21 protein-coding genes and 1 tRNA gene are annotated in these 19,180 nt (G+C 66.5%); 9 read left to right on the plus strand and 13 right to left on the minus strand.

Going from position 1 to position 19,180, the window contains the following annotated elements; all coding sequences use genetic code 11:
- Positions 1–3: 3 nt before the first annotated feature.
- The 3 genes from ispF to ACQCSY_RS05480 form a co-directional block, all read right to left on the minus strand.
- On the minus strand, positions 4–588 hold the full coding sequence (gene ispF / locus ACQCSY_RS05470) for a 2-C-methyl-D-erythritol 2,4-cyclodiphosphate synthase (RefSeq protein WP_427133856.1): 585 nt from the start codon (positions 586–588) through the stop codon (positions 4–6).
- Between the two features lie 2 nt (positions 589–590).
- Positions 591–1,409, minus strand: a complete 819-nt coding sequence (locus tag ACQCSY_RS05475; protein WP_427133858.1) for an IspD/TarI family cytidylyltransferase — start codon at positions 1,407–1,409, stop codon at positions 591–593.
- Positions 1,410–1,580: 171 nt separating this feature from the next.
- Positions 1,581–2,063: a CarD family transcriptional regulator gene (locus ACQCSY_RS05480; protein ID WP_026266570.1), complete on the minus strand. Its 483-nt coding sequence runs from the start codon at positions 2,061–2,063 to the stop codon at positions 1,581–1,583.
- 327 nt (positions 2,064–2,390) lie between these two features.
- Between ACQCSY_RS05480 and ACQCSY_RS05485 the strand changes: the two genes are divergently transcribed.
- Positions 2,391–2,945: a hypothetical protein gene (locus tag ACQCSY_RS05485; RefSeq protein WP_427135693.1), complete on the plus strand. Its 555-nt coding sequence runs from the start codon at positions 2,391–2,393 to the stop codon at positions 2,943–2,945.
- A gap of 109 nt (positions 2,946–3,054) precedes the next feature.
- Here the strand turns inward: ACQCSY_RS05485 and ACQCSY_RS05490 are convergent, their stop codons facing one another.
- Entirely contained in the window at positions 3,055–3,735 is a 681-nt protein-coding gene (locus ACQCSY_RS05490) for a response regulator (RefSeq protein ID WP_427133860.1), read from the minus strand.
- Positions 3,732–5,000: a sensor histidine kinase gene (locus tag ACQCSY_RS05495; protein WP_427135695.1), complete on the minus strand. Its 1,269-nt coding sequence runs from the start codon at positions 4,998–5,000 to the stop codon at positions 3,732–3,734. Before ACQCSY_RS05495 ends, ACQCSY_RS05490 begins: the two co-directional genes overlap by 4 nt.
- Positions 5,001–5,207: 207 nt before the next feature.
- Between ACQCSY_RS05495 and phoU the strand changes: the two genes are divergently transcribed.
- On the plus strand, positions 5,208–5,870 hold the full coding sequence (gene phoU / locus ACQCSY_RS05500; protein ID WP_427133862.1) for a phosphate signaling complex protein PhoU: 663 nt from the start codon (positions 5,208–5,210) through the stop codon (positions 5,868–5,870).
- A 108-nt stretch (positions 5,871–5,978) separates the two neighbouring features.
- Here the strand turns inward: phoU and ACQCSY_RS05505 are convergent, their stop codons facing one another.
- Complete coding sequence (locus ACQCSY_RS05505) at positions 5,979–6,725, minus strand: phosphoglyceromutase (protein ID WP_427133864.1); 747 nt, start codon at positions 6,723–6,725, stop codon at positions 5,979–5,981.
- 115 nt (positions 6,726–6,840) lie between these two features.
- Between ACQCSY_RS05505 and ACQCSY_RS05510 the strand changes: the two genes are divergently transcribed.
- Positions 6,841–7,749 carry a class I SAM-dependent methyltransferase gene (locus ACQCSY_RS05510; RefSeq protein WP_427135697.1) on the plus strand — a complete coding sequence of 303 codons (909 nt, stop codon included), beginning with the start codon at positions 6,841–6,843 and terminating at the stop codon, positions 7,747–7,749.
- Positions 7,750–7,795: 46 nt separating this feature from the next.
- Here ACQCSY_RS05510 and ACQCSY_RS05515 read toward each other — a convergent pair whose 3' ends face one another.
- Both ACQCSY_RS05515 and ACQCSY_RS05520 read right to left on the minus strand, forming a co-directional pair.
- Positions 7,796–8,158, minus strand: coding sequence for a DUF2516 family protein (locus tag ACQCSY_RS05515; protein ID WP_427133865.1), 363 nt, complete (start codon positions 8,156–8,158; stop codon positions 7,796–7,798).
- 9 nt (positions 8,159–8,167) lie between these two features.
- Positions 8,168–9,388, minus strand: a complete 1,221-nt coding sequence (locus ACQCSY_RS05520; RefSeq protein WP_427133867.1) for a trans-sulfuration enzyme family protein — start codon at positions 9,386–9,388, stop codon at positions 8,168–8,170.
- Positions 9,389–9,476: 88 nt separating this feature from the next.
- On the opposite strand from ACQCSY_RS05520, the gene tmk reads away from it, so the two are divergent.
- The 5 genes from tmk (at position 9,477) to ACQCSY_RS05545 (ending at position 14,657) form a co-directional block, all read left to right on the plus strand.
- The gene (tmk, locus tag ACQCSY_RS05525) at positions 9,477–10,157 is read left to right on the plus strand and encodes a dTMP kinase (protein WP_427133868.1); all 681 of its coding nucleotides are present in this window, start codon (positions 9,477–9,479) and stop codon (positions 10,155–10,157) included.
- Complete coding sequence (locus tag ACQCSY_RS05530) at positions 10,154–11,296, plus strand: DNA polymerase III subunit delta' (protein WP_427133870.1); 1,143 nt, start codon at positions 10,154–10,156, stop codon at positions 11,294–11,296. The genes tmk and ACQCSY_RS05530 overlap by 4 nt, the downstream gene beginning before the upstream one ends.
- 110 nt (positions 11,297–11,406) lie before the next feature.
- On the plus strand, positions 11,407–12,990 hold the full coding sequence (locus tag ACQCSY_RS05535) for an alpha/beta hydrolase (protein WP_427133872.1): 1,584 nt from the start codon (positions 11,407–11,409) through the stop codon (positions 12,988–12,990).
- Positions 12,991–13,148: 158 nt separating this feature from the next.
- Positions 13,149–13,221: transfer RNA gene (locus ACQCSY_RS05540), tRNA-Thr, on the plus strand.
- Positions 13,222–13,847: 626 nt separating this feature from the next.
- Positions 13,848–14,657, plus strand: a complete 810-nt coding sequence (locus ACQCSY_RS05545) for a hypothetical protein (protein ID WP_427133874.1) — start codon at positions 13,848–13,850, stop codon at positions 14,655–14,657.
- Positions 14,658–14,989: 332 nt separating this feature from the next.
- On the opposite strand, the gene ACQCSY_RS05550 is transcribed toward ACQCSY_RS05545, so the two are convergent.
- The 4 genes from ACQCSY_RS05550 to ACQCSY_RS05565 form a co-directional block, all read right to left on the minus strand.
- Positions 14,990–15,241 (minus strand): hypothetical protein, encoded by a 252-nt coding sequence (locus tag ACQCSY_RS05550; protein WP_427133876.1) that lies wholly within the window; start codon positions 15,239–15,241, stop codon positions 14,990–14,992.
- Complete coding sequence (locus tag ACQCSY_RS05555; RefSeq protein WP_427133878.1) at positions 15,238–15,957, minus strand: hypothetical protein; 720 nt, start codon at positions 15,955–15,957, stop codon at positions 15,238–15,240. The genes ACQCSY_RS05550 and ACQCSY_RS05555 overlap by 4 nt, the downstream gene beginning before the upstream one ends.
- A gap of 90 nt (positions 15,958–16,047) precedes the next feature.
- Positions 16,048–16,203 carry a hypothetical protein gene (locus ACQCSY_RS05560; RefSeq protein WP_427133879.1) on the minus strand — a complete coding sequence of 52 codons (156 nt, stop codon included), beginning with the start codon at positions 16,201–16,203 and terminating at the stop codon, positions 16,048–16,050.
- Between the two features lie 74 nt (positions 16,204–16,277).
- Positions 16,278–16,448 (minus strand): hypothetical protein, encoded by a 171-nt coding sequence (locus ACQCSY_RS05565; RefSeq protein WP_427133881.1) that lies wholly within the window; start codon positions 16,446–16,448, stop codon positions 16,278–16,280.
- 448 nt (positions 16,449–16,896) lie between these two features.
- On the opposite strand from ACQCSY_RS05565, the gene ACQCSY_RS05570 reads away from it, so the two are divergent.
- Positions 16,897–17,193, plus strand: coding sequence for a hypothetical protein (locus tag ACQCSY_RS05570; RefSeq protein WP_427133882.1), 297 nt, complete (start codon positions 16,897–16,899; stop codon positions 17,191–17,193).
- Between the two features lie 48 nt (positions 17,194–17,241).
- Here the strand turns inward: ACQCSY_RS05570 and ACQCSY_RS05575 are convergent, their stop codons facing one another.
- Positions 17,242–18,876 (minus strand): cellulase family glycosylhydrolase, encoded by a 1,635-nt coding sequence (locus tag ACQCSY_RS05575; RefSeq protein WP_427133884.1) that lies wholly within the window; start codon positions 18,874–18,876, stop codon positions 17,242–17,244.
- Between the last annotated feature and the right edge of the window lie 304 nt (positions 18,877–19,180).

The following is a 19,180-nucleotide window of genomic DNA, read 5'->3' on the forward strand; positions in this document are numbered from 1 at the left end:
CCCTCAAGCGTAGGTGACGGGCGCCAGAGCTGCTTGGCCGACCGGATAGACGAGCGCCGTTGCCACGGCCGAGATGCCCTCGCCGCGGCCGGTGAATCCAAGCCCGTCGCTCGTTGTGGCCGAGACGCTCACCGGCGCCCCGGCAGCATCGCTGAGCACCCGCTGGGATTCCTCCCGCCGGGGGCCGAACTTGGGAAGGTTGGCCACGAACTGCACCGCGATGTTTCCGATCTCGAATCCTTGGGCGCGGACGATCCTGGCAGCCTCGGCCAGAAGGGTCACCCCTGATGCCCCGGCGTATTCCGGCCGGTCGGTGCCGAAATGCGTACCGAGGTCCCCGATTCCGCAGGCCGAGAAGAGCGCGTCGGCGGCGGCGTGCGCCACGGGGTCGCCGTCGGAATGGCCGGCCAGTCCCCGCTCGCCGTCCCAGAACAGGCCGCCGAGCCAGAGGGGCTGGGGCTCGTGCTCGGCAGCGTAGGCGTGGACATCGATCCCGATTCCCGTCCTGGGGATGACGGGGACGCTGTTCCGCGATGTTCCGTTCCCGGGTGTTCCGTTCCCGGGTGTGCCGCGCTGTTGATCCGTCATGATCAGCCTTCCACCCAGCGTCCGCCGAGAGGTCCCTCGAGGAGGCCCTCGGCAAGGATCAGGTCCAAAGGGGTGGTGATTTTCAGCGACTGGCTCGCGCCGCGCACGGCATGGACGGGAACGCCGAGGAGCTCAACCAGCATGGCGTCGTCCGTGACGGCGGCGGCCTGGACGGCGTTGAACCCGGCCAAAGCGTCGTGGGCTCGGATCAGGGTGGCGAGGGCAAAACCCTGCGGGGTCTGCACGGCCCGGAGCGACTCCCGGGGTGCGGTTCCGGTGACCAGTTCCGGGGCGATCGCCACGCCGTCGCCGGTGGTCGGTTCCACGGTCTTGACGGTGTCGACGACCGGTATTACCGGAATGACGGCCGCCGCGCCGGCGGCGAGTGCATCGGCCACCCGGTGAAAGACAGACTCCGGCGTCAGGGCACGGGCCGCGTCGTGGACCAGGACGGACTGTGTTTCGGGCAGTAGCGCCGCCATTGCGGCGCGGACGGAATCAGCGCGGCTGGCGCCGCCGTCGACGACGGTCACGACGGGAAGCTGCACGCTGTGCCCGGCCGCGGCGTTGCGGCGGTGCCCGGCCTTGAGGTCCCGGGCAAAGGCGTCGCACAGCGCCTGCAGTTCAGCGTCGCCCTGCGGGATGGCCACGCAGATCTGCTGTGCGATCCCGGCGGCGACGACGCCGCGCAGAGCATGGGTCAGGATGCTCTCTCCGCCCAGCGGCACCTTGGCTTTCGGCATGCCGTAGCCCAGGCGCTGGCCGGAACCGGCAGCCACAACGATGACCGCGATGACGGGGGTTGTCGATGCAGTGTTCATGCGCACAACACTACGTCCCAGCCGCGCGCCGGCACCCAGCTGGCTGGCACTTGTTGTCGTTCTGGGCGCTCAAAACGACAACTACTGCGAGCCAGTTGGGATGAGCCGGGACACGAATCCGGGCAAAAAGAAGCCCCGGCGGCCTTATGCCACCGGGGTTCGATTCTTATGTTAGGAAGCCAGGACTTCGTCGAGAACGCTTGCAGCTTTCTCTTCATCCGTCTTTTCAGCCAGCGCCAGTTCTGAAATCAGAATCTGGCGGGCCTTGGCCAGCATGCGCTTCTCCCCTGCGGAGAGACCCCGATCGTGATCACGGCGCCACAGGTCGCGGACGACCTCTGCCACCTTGATGACGTCACCGGAAGCAAGCTTTTCCAGGTTTGCCTTGTAACGACGCGACCAGTTGGTGGGCTCCTCAGTGAACTCGGCCCGCAGCACGTCGAATACGTGCTCCAAGCCTTCCTTGCCCACTACGTCCCGGACCCCAACTAGGTCAACGTTTTCTGCTGGAACTTCAATGGTCAGATCACCCTGAGCCACCTTGAGCTTGAGATACATCTTCTCTTCGCCCTTGACAGTGCGCATCTTGATTTCTTCAATTTTGGCTGCACCGTGGTGAGGGTAAACTACTGTCTCGCCGACCTCAAAAACCATGTGGACATTCCCCTTTCCCGCAGACCAGTTTATCACGATTAAGGCATATGATTGCCATGGATCAGGCCCGGGAACCGCATGAATCCGGGGAAAATGGCCTCAATCGACCCCCTCAAACCTCTTGACGGATGCGGATAATAGTGCATGCGGCCCCAGCTGCCAAGAGGTTTCGGCCCGGCCGGCAGTGCGCCGGCCCGTCGCTCTGCGCACGCTTATGTGTACTGGCTGTGTACCGCCGGAATCCTTGTTTGGGCCCGATTGCGGCTAGGCTATGGCTGAATAATGTTTCAAGACTCTCAAGGAGTGCGTGACGTGCGTTTCACTGCGATGAACCGGGGCCAGCGCGGCAAGCTGGCAATGGCAACGGCTGCGCTTGGCATCGGCCTGCTGTCAGTGACCGGCTGCGGCTACATCAACCCACAGCAGACCTCGGAGCAGTACTCGGCGTCGGACGGCACCCGCACGGATCTCGGCCCGCTGCAGCTGCGCAATTTCATGATCATTTCCGACGGCGAAAACAAGCCGGGCCGCGTGATTGGCGCCGTGTACAACTCGTCGTCGAAGGACGTATTGCTGACCATCAGGGGCGCCGGTGGATCGCAGACCCAGGTTGCGGTCAAGAAGAACTCGTACACCCTCCTCAACGACTCCACGGCTGAAGCGGTCCTCAGCACCACCGGCGGCAAGCCTGGCACCGTAGTCGAGGTCAACATCTCCGAGGACGGCACCAGCCAGACGGCGAAGTTCAAGGTTCCGGTCATGGACGCCACGATCGTCGATTACAAGAAGTACCTGCCGACGCCGGAGCCCACCCCCTCCAGCACGGCCACCTCGGGTACCGCGACGCCGAGCCCGACGCCGAGCAGCACCGCGAGCCACTAGTCTTCGCACAAATGGAGGGGCACCCGCCGGGTGCCCCTCCATTTGTGTTCCGCCGGTGTGTAGCCTTCCTTGCAGGCTTGCCTGCCGCCTAGGTGCCGTTTCCTAGCTCTTAGGGCTCGAACTTGTAGCCCAGCCCGCGGACTGTGATCAGGAACCGCGGGGCCGAGGGATCCGGCTCGATCTTGCTGCGCAGGCGCTTGACGTGGACGTCCAGGGTCTTGGTGTCGCCCACGTAGTCCGAGCCCCAGACCCTATCGATCAGCTGCCCACGGGTCAGGACGCGGCCGGAGTTCCGCAGCAGCATCTCCAGCAGCTCGAATTCCTTCAGCGGCAAGGAGACTTGTTCCCCTCCGACGCTGACCACATGCCGCTCGATATCCATCCGGACGGGACCCGCCTGCACCGTGCTGGCAACCAGTTCCTCCGGCTCACCCTGGCGGCGCAGCACGGCCCGGACCCTGGCGACGAGTTCCCGGGAGGAGTAGGGCTTGGTGACGTAGTCGTCGGCGCCCAGCTCCAGCCCCACCACCTTGTCGATTTCAGAGTCCTTGGCCGTCAGCATGATCACGGGAACGCTGGAGCGCTGCCGCAGCTGGCGGCAGACCTCGGTGCCGGATTGTCCGGGCAGCTGCAGGTCCAGGAGGACCAGGTCGGCGCCGTTGCGGTCGAATTCGGTGATGGCGTCAAGACCGTTGTCCACGACCTCCACCTCGAAGCCTTCCTTGCCCAACAGATAGGACAGCGGGTCGCTGAAGGACTCTTCGTCCTCGACTATAAGAATCCTGCTCAAGCGCTAGCTCCTTGTTCATGGACGCCGGCGGCGTCGCGACTGTTTGGTCCCGCGGGCCGGGAGGCGGGATGGGTGGCGGCCTGTGTGGCGGTCCGGGAGGCGGGCCGGGCCGCGGGCTTGCGGGCCTCGGGGGCGTCGCCGTCGTCCTGGCCTTCCATCTCCGGAAGCCGGATGGTGAAGGTGGAACCCTGCCCAGGCTGCGACCAGAGCGTCACCTCGCCGCCATGGTTGGAAATGACATGTTTGACGATGCTCAGGCCCAGGCCGGTGCCGCCGGTATGGCGCGACCGGGCGGCGTCCACACGGTAGAAGCGTTCGAAGACGCGTTCCTGGTCCTCCGGGCTGAGTCCTTCGCCCTGGTCCGTCACGGACACGGCAACCAGTCCGTCCTTGGACCGCACGCCGACGCCCACCTTGGTGTTGTCCGGGGAATAGCGGATGGCGTTATCGATCAGGTTGCGCAGCGCGGTGACGAGCAGGTCCTGGTCGCCGTACACCATCGTGTCCGCGTGGCCGCCGACGACGAGCCGGATGTTCTTGCTTTCCGCGGGCAGCTGGGAACGGTCCACGGCCTCGGACACCACCGTATTGATGTCCACCGGACGTCCCTGCTGGGTAACATTCGCGCCCTGCAGCCGGGAGAGTTCAATGATGTCCTGCACGAGCGCCGCGAGCCGCGCGGATTCCTTGTGCATGCGCTTGGCAAAGCGCCGGACGGCCTCTTCGTCGTCCGCGGATACCTCCAACGCCTCCGCCAGCAGGGAGATCGCCCCCACCGGCGTCTTCAGTTCGTGGGAGACGTTCGCAACGAAGTCGTTGCGGACTTCCTCGGTGCGGGTGAATTCGGTGCGGTCGTCGGCGAGCAGGAGGATATATTCCTCGGCGATCATGGCCGCCCGGATTTGGACCACGATGGTTCCCTGGCCGAGCGGGCCGCGCGGCAGCTCGAGCTGCTTTTCGAGGATGACCCCGTCCCGCCGCACCTTGGCCGTCATTTCCAGCAGCTGCTGATGGACCACCGTGTGCCCGCGGACCAGTCCGTAGGCGTAGGCGGCGGGGCTGGCGCGGACCACGCCGTCGATGGCATCGACGACGACGAAGGCCCGGCCGACGACGGCCAGCACCTCTGCTGCCCCCTCGGGGAGCGAGGGATCGTCGACGTCGACGTCGACGATTTGCCGTTGCTGCTCGCTGACCCTGAACGCGAGCATGCCGAAGATGCCAAGCGAGAGGCCGATCAGGCCGGCGATCACGCCGATGAGCATTGGATCCACGGCTCCAGCTTATGCTCTGCTTTACGGCCGAAACTGTAATCTCCTGCGATTCCGGCGCCGGTTCAGCTAACGTTCACCTATTGGGGCGTAACAGTTCACCGGACACTGGAAGAGTTGACAGTTGAAGCGCCGCTAGGTGAACCGAAATAGGCAGGCCACTTCAGTGGCAGGCAGTATTTCCGAGGAAAGGACGCACACGTGCGTAAGGTTTTTCAGGAGGAGCTCGCCCAAGTGGGGGAACAGCTCGTCGATATCTCAAAGCTGGTCACTGAGGCCATCGAAAAGGCCACCACCGCCTTCGAAGGCGCCGACATCGATCTGGCCGAGGACGTCATCGCCGCCGATGCCCGGATCGACTTCCTGCAGAACAGCCTCGACGAGCGCGCCATCGACATCCTGGCCCTGCAGGGCCCGGTGGCCAGCGACCTGCGCATGATCGTGGGCTCGCTGCGGATGAGCGCCTCACTGGAGCGCATGGGCGACCTCGCCCGCCACCTCGCGCAGCTCGCCCGGCTCCGCTACCCCGCGACGGTCGTTCCGGCCCAGCTGCACGAGACGTTCAAGAGCTTCGCCGAGCAGGACCTGCTGATCGCCAACAAGCTCACCGTGCTGCTGGAAACCCGCGACCTCGAAGTTGCCCGCGACATCATGAAAGCCAACAGCGCCGTCAACGATCTTCACTTGAGCGTCTTCAAGGCGATCGCCCGCAGCGACTGGCAGGAATCCCCGGCCACGACCGTCGACGTCGCCCTCGCCAGCCGCTACTTCGAGCGCTTCGCCGACCACGGCGTCTCCGTCGCGCAGAAGGTCACCTACCTGGTCACCGGCGCCTGGCAGCCGAACAGCATCGAACACAGCTGACGTCTGCTCCCGGGCTTTCAACCAGCAGAACGGCTCAATAGGCAGAACGACGGCGTCCGGTCACCTTGGGGGTGGCCGGACGCCGTCGTCGCATCCGCGGGTGAGGCTTTACCTCTTGCCCTGGTTGGCGACTGCCTTGATGGACTCGGCCGCGGCCTCGGGGTCGAGGTAAGCGCCCCCCGGGGTGATCGGCTGGAAGTCCTCGTCCAGTTCGTAGACCAGCGGGATGCCGGTGGGGATGTTGAGGCTGGCGATGTCCTCGTCGCTGATGCCGTCAAGGTGCTTGACGAGGGCCCGCAGCGAGTTGCCGTGGGCGGTGACCAGGACGGTCTTGCCGGCCTTGAGGTCTTCCTTGATGTCTGATTCCCAGTACGGCATAAGTCGGATCAGCACGTCCTTGAGGCACTCGGTGCGGGGCATGGCGTCGCCCAGGTCCGCGTAGCGGGGGTCGCCCACCTGGGAGAATTCGGAGTCGTCGGCCAGGGGCGGCGGCGGGGTGTCGTAGGAGCGGCGCCACAGCATGAACTGCTCTTCGCCGTATTCGGCGAGGGTCTGGGCCTTGTCCTTGCCCTGCAGCGCGCCGTAGTGGCGTTCGTTCAGGCGCCAGTCGCGCTTGACGTCGATCCAGCCGCGGTCCGCAATGTCGAGGGCCAGGTTCGCCGTGTTGATGGCCCGCTTCAGCCGTGAGGTGTAGAGGATGTCCGGGAGGATGTTGTTCTCCACGAGAAGCTCGCCGCCGCGAACCGCCTCAGCGCGGCCCTGGTCGTTGAGGTCAACGTCCACCCAGCCGGTGAACAGGTTCTTGGCGTTCCAGTCGCTGTGGCCGTGGCGCAGCAGAATCAGCTTGTAAGTCATGGTTTTCATCCTAGCGGAGCGGCCGCGGGCGTTTCCGAGCATTACATTCCCGCTCCGCACGTGGCCGCTCCAGTCAACGCGTCGGAGGATCGCCGGAGGATAGGGTGGGGCTGTGGTGCAAAAGGCTGAACGGGTGGACGCCGCCCGGAGTAAGGGCGGGTCCGCCGGCGGGGCCAGCAGCGGCGCAGGCAGCAGCGGGGGTAAAGGCGGCACCGCCGGAGGATCCAAGGGCCGCGTCCAAAGCGGCAGGCCCGTAGGGAACGTGACCCGCGGGACCACCAATCCGAACCGGATGCGCCGCCTAGACCGCTGGCTGACTGGACCGCAGGCATGGCGGTTGCGCGCCGCGGCTGATCCGCTCGTGGTCGACCTGGGCTTCGGCGCTTCCCCGGCCACCGCCGTCGAACTCTTCGAGCGGCTGTCGGTGATCCGTCCGGACGTGCGGGTGGTGGGCATCGAAATCGAACCGGACCGCGTCCGGCTGGCCAAAGCGCTGGAGCGGCCGGGGCTCAGTTTCCAGCTGGGCGGCTTTGAGCTTCCCGTGGCCGGCCGTCCCGTGCTGGTGCGCGCCTTCAACGTGCTGCGGCAGTACGAGGAAGCCGATGTCCGGGACATCTGGCGGCTGGTGCAGGGACGGCTGGCTCCCGGCGGCCTGTTCATCGACGGGACCTGTGACGAGATCGGGCGGCGTGTCACCTGGGTGGCGCTCGACGCCGAGCGGCCGCTGAGCCTGAGCGTGTCCCTTCGGTTTGGCGCATTCACGCTGCCCTCGGACGTTGCCGAGCGGCTCCCGAAGGCGCTGATCCACCGCAACGTTCCGGGCGAGAAGATCCATTCCTACCTGCAGGCGATGGACAAGGCCTGGCTGGAGGCGGCGCCGCTGGCCTCGTTCGGGAACCGGCAGCGCTGGTCAGCAACTTGCCGCGCACTGCTCGACGGCGGCTGGCCCGTCCAGGACGGCCCGTCCCGTTGGCGGCTGGGCGAGCTGACGGTGGGCTGGGACGCCGTGGCGCCGGGAAACTAGGACGGGGTTTCGACGGGCTCAACCACCGGCGGCCGGTGGGTGGGGGTCACCAGGGGCCGTAGGGTCCCGTGTTGCGGTTCCCGCCGCGGCCGGCGTCCTTGACCGCGGGGCGCACGTCGGCGAGGTACACGGAGGCAGCCGTGACGGCGGCGAGCCCGAACAGGCCCAGCGTGCCGATGCCGCCACCGCCGCCGCCCAGCTGGGAAACCAGGGAGAGCAGGCCGATGGCCATGGCACCGCCGGTCAGCGCAAGCCAGAAGGTCTTGGTCCGCTTGGACACGGCTTCAAACGCGTTGGCCTTGTGGCGGAGGCAATCAAAGAACGCCCACACCTCAAGGGCCACGGCTACGACCGCCAGGACCAGGTAAACCCCGGTTTCGACATAGTAAATCAGTATTCTTCCGTCCACTCCCCCAGCCTAACCGTCCAGAGTGCCCAATGCCTGTTCCAAATCGGCCCAAAGGTCTTCCACGTTTTCGATCCCGACGCTCATCCGGACGAGGTTGTCCGGAACGCTGGCCGGCTCGGCCGTATGCCGGCGGCGGCGCTCGATCAGCGATTCCACGCCGCCCAGGGATGTGGCGGGAAGCCACAGCTGGAGGGCGCGGATCATGCGGTCGGCCGCCTCCGCACCGCTGAGTCCAGCGTTGAGGCCACCGTTCTGCCCGCCGTCACGGCCCCTGACGGCGGCGACTTCGATGCAGAGCACGGACCCGAACCCCTTCATCTGGGACTTGGCCCGCTCATGCCCCGGGTCCGAGGCCAGTCCGGGGAAACGGATGCCGGCAACTCTCGGATGCCTGCTCAGCCGCTCCGCCAGGACAGCTGCCGATGCCTGCGAGCGCTCGATGCGCAAGGCCAGGGTACGCAGCCCGCGCAGCGCCAGCCACGCCTCAAAGGGTCCGGCGATGCCGCCGTGGATGGTGCGGTGGTGCAGCAGCGTGGCGCGGAGCCCGGCGTCGGACGTCACTAGGGCGCCCAGCACGACGTCGGAGTGCCCGGAGAGGTACTTCGTCACTGAATGCAGGACGACGTCGGATCCGAGGGCCAGGGGCTGCTGTACGAGGGGGGTGGAGAAGGTGTTGTCGGCGACGACGATCGCTCCCGCCTCATGCGCCGCCGCGGTCAGCACCCTGAAGTCCGCGACGCCGAGCATCGGGTTGGTGGGGCTTTCCAGCCACAGCATGCTGGCGGGGCGGCCGCCGGCGGGCGCGAGCTGCGCCAGAACGGCGTCGGTGTCCGCGATGTCCACGGTGCGCAGTTCCAGGAAGCCTTTCTCCGCCAACTCGGTTGCCATTACCAGCGAACCCGCGTAGCTGTGGGATGGCATCACGAGCGCTCCCTGCGCCGGCACCAGGGACAGGGCCGAGCTCACGGCGGCGAGCCCGGAGGCGTACAACAGGCCGGGCAATTCCGCCCCTTCAAGCTGGCCCAGGGCCTCCTCGAAGGGGTCCCACGTGGGGTTGGAATACCGGCCGTAGCCGCGGTCGCCGTCGCCCAGCGGTCCGGTGCCGAAATAGGTGGACGACAGCACCAGCGGAGGGTTGACCGGTTCATCGCGTCTGCGCGGCGGACGGCCGGCCGCCACAACCACCGTTTCTGCGGAGAGCGCTGCTGCCTGTTCTTCGGAAAGACTCATGGTGACAGGGTACGTCGGAGCCCCGCGGGGCACCCAAGGCGTTACGCACGGGCACTATGGTGTCGGTGATTGTCGGTAGTCTAGAACCGTGACTACCCAGAACCCCGGACTGTTGCCCCGACTGTCCGCCGGACTGTTCATTGCCTTCGAAGGCGGCGACGGCGCCGGCAAATCCACCCAGGCGGCAGAACTGGCCGGGGTCCTTGAGTCGCGCGGCCTCACGGTGCTCCGGACCCGCGAACCCGGTGGCACCCCAATCGGCGAAAAGCTGCGTTCCCTGGTGCTGGATCACGGCCACGGCCACATCGACGCCCACACGGAGGCCCTGATCTTCGCGGCTTCCCGCGCCGCCCACGCAGGCCAGGTCATCCGCCCAGCCCTGGAGCGCGGCGAGATCGTCCTCACCGACCGGTACATTGACTCCTCGGTCGCCTATCAGGGCGCGGGCCGCGGCCTCGGCACGGATGCTGTCCGCGACATCAACGAATGGGCCACCTCCGGCCTCCAGCCGGACCTTACGGTGCTGCTCGACGTCGATCCCGCGGTTGGCCGGCGCCGGCGCACCGCGGGCGACGCTGCGGAAGACCGCCTCGAATCCGAGGCCGATGAGTTCCACGCCCGGATCCGGGCAGCGTTCCTGGATCTGGCCGCGGCCCGGCCGGAGAAGTACCTGGTACTGTCGGCGCACCTGCCCGTTGCGGAGCTCGCCGCACGGATCCTCGAGCGCGTGGAGCCGTTGCTGGCGCTGACCCCAAGCAGGACGGCATGACTGTCTGGGACGACCTCCAGGGCCAGCCTGCCGTTGTGGCCCAGCTGCGACAGGCGGCCCAGGGCGAAGGGCTCACGCACGCGTGGCTCTTCACCGGCCCGCCCGGGTCCGGCCGCTCCAACGCCGCGAAAGCCTTCGCCGCCGCCCTGAACTGCGATCAGGAGGACGTCACCCTGCGCGGCTGCGGCGAGTGCGCGGCATGCCTGACCATCCTCGGCGAAACCCATTCCGACGTCGCATTCGTCCGCACCGAAAAGGTCACCATCACCATCGACGAGGCCCGCGAGCTCGTGTCCACCGCGGGGAACCGCCCGTCCTCGGGCCGGTGGCGCATCATCGTGGTGGAAGACGCGGACCGGATGGCCGAGCGCACCACCAACGTCCTGCTCAAGGCGATCGAGGAACCCACCCCGCGCACAGTGTGGATGCTCTGCGCCCCCTCGCCTGCCGATGTCCTCGTGACCATCCGTTCCCGCTGCCGCCCCGTGGCGCTGCGGCTTCCGCCCGCGGCCGACGTCGCGGCCCTCCTGGTCAAGCGCGACGGCGTGGACCCGGACATCGCGGAACGTGCCGCCCGCGCCGCGCAGAGCCACGTGGGCATCGCCCGCCGCCTTGCCCGGGACCCGGAGGCCAGGGAGCGCCGGCTTGAAACCGTCCGGTTCCCGCTGGCCCTCCGCGGCGTCACGGCGGCAGTCCTGATGGCAGAAAAACTGGTCAAGATCGCCACCGAGGAAGCCAACAGCTCCAACGACGAGCGCGACGCCGCCGAGAAGGCCGCACTGTTGGCCACGCTCGGAGCGCCCGAGAGCGGCACCCTGCCCCCGGCTATGCGCGGCCAGGTGAAGCAACTGCAGGACGACCAGAAGCGCCGCGCCAAGCGCTCCGTCACCGATTCCCTTGACCGCACGCTGACAGACCTGCTGTCCTTTTACCGGGATGTCCTGATCATCCAGATGGGGAACGCAGTGGAACTTGTCAACCTTGAACTGAGAAGCGAACTCGAAGACTTCGCCACTCGTTCCACCGCCGAAGTCACCCTTGCCCGCATGGACGCGATCAACACAGCCCGCAAACGGATCACCACCACCAACGTCGCCCCGCTGCTGGCCATCGAGTCGATGGCCGCCAGCCTCATCTGACCGCCCCGTACGAACCACCCACGGGACGGCATCTGGCGTTCCCATGGCCCACACAAACTATCCGCCCAGGCGACCCCTTCGCTCCGTTCCTACCCTCCAAGGAGAACCGCATGAAGCCTGCTCGACCTCAGCCCGCAAGATTCCGATCCGTAGCGATCGGCGTGCGGGCCGTCGGCACTGTGGCTCTGGCTCTGGCCATCGCCCTGACGCTGGCCTCGTGCAGCCTCTTCGGCGGCGGAAACGGCGGGTCGAAAGCCGATAAGTCGGGGCAGGCTGATCCCTCGATCGCCGCCGCGGCACCGGCTGAGCTTCGCAGCTTCTACTCCCAGACGATCAATTGGACGCCCTGCGAAAAAGACTTCCAGTGCGCCAAAATCAAAGTCCCCCAGGACTACAGCAAGCCCGACGGCGGCAGCATCGAAATTGCCGCCCTCAAGCTGCCCGCCAAGGGCAACAAGAAAGGCAGCCTCCTGGTCAACCCCGGCGGCCCCGGCGGCTCGGGGTATGACTTCGTCAGGGATGCCGGCACCACCAACATTTCCGACAGGGTCCGGGCGAACTACGACCTCGTGGGCTTCGACCCGCGAGGTGTGAAGCGCTCCGCTCCGGTCACCTGCCTCACCGACCAGGAACGCGACGCGTCCCGCGCCAAGACCTACGCCCTGGACACCGACGCCGGGCTGGAAGCGGCCCTCGCGGACAACAAGGCCATTGCGGCCAAGTGCGTGGAGAAAACGGGCCCGGTCCTGGGCCATATTGATACCGTGAGCGCGGCCAAGGACCTCGACATCCTGCGCGGGGTGGTCAACGACAGGAAGCTCAATTACCTCGGCTACTCCTACGGGACGCTACTGGGCTCCACCTACGCCTCCCTGTTCCCGGACAACGTGGGCCGGATGGTCCTGGACGGCGCCCTTGACCCGTCGCTCAGCTACGAGGAACTGACCAGCGGGCAGGCCCGGGCTTTCGAAAAGGCCATCAGCGCCTACGTGGCAAACTGCCAGCAGGACAAAGGGTGCCCGTTGAGCGGCAGCACGGAGGAGGGCGTCCAGCAGATCCGCAATGCCATCCAGGCAGCGGAGGCCAACCCGCTGCGGGCGAAGGACGGCCGGATGGTCTCGGCGTCGACGTTCGTCAGCGGCCTCATCATCCCCCTTTACAACAACGACAACTGGCCGATCCTGACCAAGGCGCTGGCCAGGGCCATGGCCGGCGACGGCACGAGCATGCTGCAGCTGGCCGACTTCGGCGCAGACCGGGAACCCAACGGCACGTACTCCTCCAACAGCACCTTCGCCTTCAACGCCATCAACTGCCTGGACTACCCGATGGTGTCCGACACGGCATCGATGCGGACCGAAGACCAGAAACTGCGCCAGGAATCCCCCACCCTCGGCTATTACTTCGCCTACGGCGGCAGCAACTGCAAGGACTGGCCGTACAAGAACGTCCGGACCCCTGCACCGGTGGAATACAAGGGGTCGGCCCCGATAGTGGTGGTGGGAACCACCGGAGATCCCGCCACCCCCGTGGAATGGGCGGGCGCACTGCGCAAGCAGCTCGGGAATGCCTCGCTGCTGACGTGGAAGGGCGAGGGTCACACCGCGTATGGCCGCTCCAACAGCTGCATCGGCAACGCCGTTGACGGCTACCTGATCGACGGCAAGGCCCCCGCGGACAACACCGTCTGCTAGGTCCCGGGCGCTCAGCCGCCGGCGTCGGGTAAGTCGTCTGGGCCGTTTGCCGGGGCCTTTCTTGGAGTCCACGGCGGCTCATTTTGACCCGGGCGCCGGGACTCCATTACAGTTATCTCTTGCATGATCCGCGCGGTTCGCCGGGTTTTCATGTGGTTGCTTCCTTAGCTCAGTTGGTAGAGCGTCTCACTCGTAATGAGAAGGTCGCCAGTTCGATTCTGGCAGGAAGCTCTGGATTCAAGGATTCTCCCCTCACTTGGGATTCGCCCGGCACGTTTACGGCGCACATTGGTGGGAGTGAGCCCGGGTTTAGCTCACTTCATGACCGGAGCGAGCTTCGGCTTTATGGCGACTCCAAATCCGTTCAAGACCGCCTGAAGCCAGTCGAGAGCCCGTAACAATGGGTTCCGGGTTCGAGTCCCGGGGGTGCACCAACAAAAACCCCGCCTTTCAGGCTTAGCTGACTGACGAACGCGGGGTTTTGTTATGCCCAAATTCTCGGAAGTAAGGCGTACATGCCCTCCCTACCGGGGGAACACGACTGGAGGCCCACCCCGTGCCCGGGTGGACCTCCACTGGTGGGAGCAGGTCGGCTTCGCGGGTGAAGGAGCACCGTATCCGGCCTTACCGGCCCTGAAAGCAGCCGGTTTGACCCCCAAGGCAAATTGCGGAAGATCTGTGATCTTCGCCAGTACGACGCGGGCCTGGTCGACATCACCCAGCCCGGAATCTCACCCACCGTGCGTGGGACCCACGCCGTGTGGAGACGCGGTGCCCGGACTCTAGCCTCTTGACCGGGGCCGGCGACGGCCACATGCTGGTCCTTGTTCGTTTGCCGCCTGATCGGAAGGCCCGCCATGTCCACTACCTGCAGCACGCCCTTTTTGTCTCGATTCCGCTGGCTGGTCGCCGTCGCCGCGACCGTGACGCTGATGCTCCTGGCCGTTCCGGCTGAAGCCGCGACAGCTGCTGGGCCCGGCAACGACGTGTCCTGGCCCCAATGCGGGAAGGCCATGCCAAAGGGACAGACGTTCGGGATCGTCGGCGTCAACAACGGCCTGGCGAACACCACCAATCCGTGTTTGGCCACTGAACTGTCGTGGGCCGGCACGTCGAGGGGCGGAACCGGCCAGCCCGCGGTCGCCTTGTATGTGAACACGGCAAACCCCGGAACCGCCGGATCCTGGTGGCCGACCAGCAACACCTATGGCGGGACGACAGTATCCAACCCATACGGCCAGTGCACCAACGGTTCCGTCGGAGCTGCCTGCTCATACATGTACGGGTATGCCAAGGCCTATGACGATGCCAACATTCGCGGCGTTAGCAACCCCTCCGCCTACAACTGGTGGCTCGACGTCGAAACGGGCAACAGCTGGTCCGCCGACCAAACCGCCAACAGGGCCGATCTCGAGGGCATGACAGCCTACTTCACGAGCATCGGTGCGACGGCGGGGTTTTACTCCACGAGTGCCCAGTGGTCCCAGATAGCCGGCATCGTGCCAGCGTCAAGTCCGCTTTACACGCTCCGCAGCTGGCTGGCCGGAGCAAGATCCCTGACATCAGCCAAGCGCAAGTGCTCCGACGCTCCATTGACAGGCGGCGGGAAGGTCACGCTGACTCAGTACGTCTCAGGCGGGTTTGACTACGACTTCTCCTGCATCTGACCGCCAGTCACCGCCAGTTCCGCGCAGCCAGACGAAAGGGAACGAATACAGCGCGCTCCTGTGGCGGTCCTGCGATGCCCTCATCGGGCAGTTCTCCCGTCGCACAAGGCGTTAGTCTACGGGAGCTACTTCGGGATCCTGGGCGCTTTCAACGGCGTCGTCACCGTCCCCGAACGGCGCATACCGCAACTGGCCGTCCACGACCTGCCGCTGCTGTTGCTCGGGGTGCCGCCCTGGTGCTTACGGCCGTGTTCGCCGTGGCCGGCGCGGCCCGGCTGGCACGGCCGGACATGGCGGCCCGGAACGCCTGACGGTTCCGCCCGGGAGACCGGTCAGCGGTCTTGCTTGGCTCGCCTTCTGCCCATGACGACGGCGGCTACTGCACCGGCGATGCCTAAGCCGAGCGCAATGAGACCCGCTCCTCCCCAGACCGCGGCCGCTGGCTCATCCGTCATCGCATCTGCAGCATCGATGCGCACGCCGAGCACCCACCAGACATAGACGGCGGTCGCAGCGCCAACGGTCAGCGACACAGCCAGGAGTACGCGCAGCGCGGCGGATGTCCGGGAAGGTGCCACGCTCATCGCCTCTTCCTCGTCTTCAGGAACCACACGGCTGCCGCGACCGCCAGGAGGCCAGTCATGATGCTGAGGAACACGGGCGCAACCCAGTTCGAGGATGCGCTTTCCGCGGACAGCTGCTCCGGCGCCTTGGCGTCGGCGCCGGGTGCGGAGGTATCGGTGGCCGCCGGCGACGGGGTCGCCGACGGCGTCGTGCCGGCCGGCGCGGTCGGTTCCGGGGCGTCGGATTGAGCCGGTGCGTCGGTCGGTGCCGGTGCCGGCATCTCGCCGGCAGGTTTCAGGACAGCCTCGCCGGGGGCGAGGACTGCCCCGGCCGGGTCGGGTTCGCCGTCCGGGCCGACGGTAGCACAGGCGTCCTGATCCGTGTAGATGACGTGCATGTAACCGTCCGGGCACAGGACGGGGTCTTCCGGGACGGCGTCGGCCATGTCCGGCTCCTCGTAGGTCTTGTCGGGTGTTTCCACTTGGGAGCCGCCAGGGAGCCTGTCCTCTTGGATGACTTCGCCGGTGGACGTGATGATGATCCCTATCGTGAGGGGCTCGCCGCCGGGTCCGGCCGGGGCGCACGCATCCTGGTTGTCGAAAACGACGGGGATGTAGCCGTCGGCGCACGTCCCGGTCTCCGTGTCGGCGGTGGCGGGTCCGGCCCCGGTCAGGGCGATCAGGGCCGCGGCGGGCAGCAGAGCGGCCAGGGCCAGTGCCCTGCGGAGTGTGTTCATGTCCCTGCTGTTCTTTCGTTGCTGTAGCGCGGTCTGAGGTAGCCACTTGCCGCTGCGGGTGTGCGGACGGTCGACAGACGGCCGGAGGTTTCAGAAGAAGTGCAGTTCGCTGGAGGAGTCCGGCGACGGGTGCACTACGGGCGCCTGGCCGAGCTCGAGCAGGACATCGTTGATGCTCAACTGGCCCTCCAGCTGAGCATCGACCTGCAACGGGAAGACAGCCTCCGGGGCGGCATCCGAACTCATGTCCTGATCCTATGTGGGGACTGCTCCGGCTCCCCCGGGCCACGCCGACAGCTGGCGTGCCGGGAGGCCGGCCGTCAGCGGGCGAAGTACGCTTCGCTGTCCCGGGAGGCCGTGATGTAGCCGAGCTGCGAACCTGTGACGCGGACGGTGATCTTTGCGTCCTTATCGGCCGTCCGGACCTTGTAGGTGGCGGCCTTGGCGTCGTAGATGGAAACGCCGTTGCGCATCCACCGGTAGGTGAACACGGTGCCACTGGAGAGTGTCCCGGACCTTGGTGTGGCCCCACAGTGCTGTGTCGGATGAGTCCGTGGAGCTGACGGTGATCGCTTTCGCGACGACCGGGTTCCCCACGATGGACGGGGCCACGGTCAGGGTCGGGTCACGGGCCGCAATGGGTTTCGGACGAGGGGCGCCGGCGTCCAAGACCACGGGTGGACCGTCCCGCCACCCGTGACCACGGTGACCCGCCAGATGCTCGTGTCGCACAGCACGGCGATGACCCGTTCACTGCGCGCGTTCACAGACTGGAAGGCCGCGCCCTACACGGACGGCAGGTCAGCGGCCGTCCAGCCGTCCGCGGGTGCGGGGACGGAACTTTCCAGACCAGTTGACGGACTACTGGACGGAGCGTAGACCGGGCCTTGTTGTTGCGGGCCGCTGCCTGACGGTCTGCAGATCGTGAGGAGAGAGAAAATGCCAGTCGCAGTCATCATGGAATTCAACGGCGCCACCTTGGCGCAATACGACCAGGTCATCGTCAAGATGGGTCTCACACCGGGCGGCCCGGCCCCGGCCGGAGCACTGGGCCACTGGGTTGCCGCCACGGATAACGGGATCCTCGTCACCGATCTCTGGCAGTCCCGGGAGATCTACGACGCTTTCGCGAAAGACCAGATCGGACCCTACGCAGCCGAAGTCGGAATCCCGGAGCCACCGAAACTCACCTATCTCGAGGTCCACACCTATTTCACGCCCGGGCCCGGCGCCTGAGCCTTTCGGATCGGGAGGAGCGGAACTGGACCTCACGGCAAACTGTCCCTACTTCACAGTCAGCACCGGGTTGACGGGGGCCTTGAGTGAATCGACCTGCAGACCCACGGAGACCTTCTGTAGGGGGGCGATCTTGGTGGCCCAGTCGGAGCCGGTGCAGGTGACCGAGACCTTGGCGACGACGGTGCACTTGACGCCCCAGGAGTTGGCGACGCCGGTGACGTTGGGGTCCCGCCAGCTGACGCTCCAGCCGGGGGCTGCCCTGAGCCCGGTGATGTCGAGGCTGGCGACATAGCCGCCGGTCCAGGAGCTCGTGAGCCTCCACACCGCGTTGATGGGCGCGCCCGACGTCGGCGTCGGCGTGGGTGACTCGGTCGGCGTCGGCGTGGGCGTCGGCGTCACGGTCGGCGTCGGAGTCGGCGACTCGGTCGGCGTCGGCGTCGGCGTGGTGACCACCGGCGCGCCGCTCAGAATCGGGGCGAGCGCCGCCAGCTTGGCTGCCTCCGGCGTGCGCCAGTCCGCCTGGACGAGGCCCCCGGTGATGCCGCTGTTGGGGTTGAACGACCAGTACGCGAAGCTCATGGAGTTGGTCCCGAGGTAGGAGACGATCTTCTCCATCCACTGCTTGTCGGACGTGGTCTGCAGCGCGGTCCCGAACTCGCCGAGCAGGACCGGTGCGATGCCCTGTTTCTGGATGTAGCCCCAGTTGGCGCCCCAGACAGCGGGCAGGTTATTGGGGTAGTTCGCGTCGCTGAACCACTGCTGCGGATACAGCGAGGCCGGGTAGTCGTGCGGGGAGTAGACCACCCGGTTGGGTGTCGCCAGGGTGACCGGCTTGTTCTTGACGTCGGCGAGTCCGCCGCCCCACCAGGTGGAGGTGCCGTTGCCCTGGTTTTCGATGCCTTCGACGATGATCAGCAGGTTCGGGTTGGAGGCCAGGACGGCGTTGCCGCCGCGGGTGGCCGCGGCCTGCCAGTCGGTGGAGGCCGCCCCGCCCCAGGTTGCGGCTCCCGCAGGCTCATTGTGAAGGTCAGCTCCGATGACGGTCGGATCGTTCTTGTACCGCGCAGCGAGCATCTTCCAGTCGGAGATCCACTTGGACTCCGGGTACGCGGAGGTGTACCAGAGCGGGGACTGGTCCGCGGATGACGGACGGTGCCGGTCCAGGATGACCTGCAGTCCGTTGGCCTTGGCCCGGGCGATCACAGTGTCCATCAGGACCAGCGGCGTCTTGCCCTCGAGCCCGTAGGCGCGGTTCGCCCAGTAGTTCATATTGCCCTTGATGGACGTCGCGGCGAGGCACTCGTTCGAGTACGGAAGCCGGACGGTGTTGAAACCCATCGACTTGATGTTGGCCAGGGCGTCGTCGATGGTCAGGGTCCCCCACAGGCCGTGCGGCATGCAGTCGGAGGTTTCCATGCCGAACCAGGACACGGCCTTGATCGTGTACGGGGCGTTGTTGGAGTCCAGGATCTTGCCGCCGGCTGTGTGCAGCCAGCCGGTCGGCGGCGCCGATGAACCTGTCTCGGCCGCTGTTGCCGCGCCGCTGGGGACTGCGGCCTGCGCCGCGACGGCGAAGCCGGAAAGGGCGAGTCCGGCGGCCAGGGCGGAGCTGAGAAGTCCGGCGGCCACCGCCTTGCGTCTTCCGCCGGCATGGCGTGGTTGGTGCGAAAAAAGCTTCACAGTTCCTCCGTGTGGACGGGGCGGGGCGGAGTCCTGATTCACAGGGCGCCGGGCGCGGAGCCCTGATACTGGGGTGAGCTCATGGTTGTGAAGCCTTTCGATCCGTCATTGTGGGTCCCCCCGGCCCGCACACTGCGGTTCGGCTTTCAAAAAGTACCAAGCGGGCGCAGAAAATGATGCACTTCGCCCAATATTTCCTTCTGAGCGGCAGAGCACGGGTGGCCGGTAACTCGTATTGTCTTTTGCGCGGCGGTCCGCGAGCCTTAGGGGATGGAACGTCCAGCCCGGAGGTTGCCAGCCCGTC

Origin of the sequence: Pseudarthrobacter sp. S9 (genome assembly GCF_050156545.1) — a bacterium.
In the GTDB taxonomy this organism is placed as follows: domain Bacteria; phylum Actinomycetota; class Actinomycetes; order Actinomycetales; family Micrococcaceae; genus Arthrobacter.

Coding starts and splice junctions, on each gene's coding strand:
- ispF (WP_427133856.1), bottom strand. CDS start 588: ATGACGGATCAACAGCGCGGCACACCCGGGAACGGAACACCCGGGAAC.
- ACQCSY_RS05475 (WP_427133858.1), bottom strand. CDS start 1,409: ATGAACACTGCATCGACAACCCCCGTCATCGCGGTCATCGTTGTGGCT.
- ACQCSY_RS05480 (WP_026266570.1), bottom strand. CDS start 2,063: ATGGTTTTTGAGGTCGGCGAGACAGTAGTTTACCCTCACCACGGTGCA.
- ACQCSY_RS05485 (WP_427135693.1), top strand. CDS start 2,391: ATGAACCGGGGCCAGCGCGGCAAGCTGGCAATGGCAACGGCTGCGCTT.
- ACQCSY_RS05495 (WP_427135695.1), bottom strand. CDS start 5,000: ATGCTCATCGGCGTGATCGCCGGCCTGATCGGCCTCTCGCTTGGCATC.
- ACQCSY_RS05505 (WP_427133864.1), bottom strand. CDS start 6,725: ATGACTTACAAGCTGATTCTGCTGCGCCACGGCCACAGCGACTGGAAC.
- ACQCSY_RS05520 (WP_427133867.1), bottom strand. CDS start 9,388: ATGAGTCTTTCCGAAGAACAGGCAGCAGCGCTCTCCGCAGAAACGGTG.
- ACQCSY_RS05530 (WP_427133870.1), top strand. CDS start 10,154: ATGACTGTCTGGGACGACCTCCAGGGCCAGCCTGCCGTTGTGGCCCAG.
- ACQCSY_RS05535 (WP_427133872.1), top strand. CDS start 11,407: ATGAAGCCTGCTCGACCTCAGCCCGCAAGATTCCGATCCGTAGCGATC.
- ACQCSY_RS05545 (WP_427133874.1), top strand. CDS start 13,848: ATGTCCACTACCTGCAGCACGCCCTTTTTGTCTCGATTCCGCTGGCTG.
- ACQCSY_RS05550 (WP_427133876.1), bottom strand. CDS start 15,241: ATGAGCGTGGCACCTTCCCGGACATCCGCCGCGCTGCGCGTACTCCTG.
- ACQCSY_RS05555 (WP_427133878.1), bottom strand. CDS start 15,957: ATGAACACACTCCGCAGGGCACTGGCCCTGGCCGCTCTGCTGCCCGCC.
- ACQCSY_RS05560 (WP_427133879.1), bottom strand. CDS start 16,203: ATGAGTTCGGATGCCGCCCCGGAGGCTGTCTTCCCGTTGCAGGTCGAT.
- ACQCSY_RS05570 (WP_427133882.1), top strand. CDS start 16,897: ATGCCAGTCGCAGTCATCATGGAATTCAACGGCGCCACCTTGGCGCAA.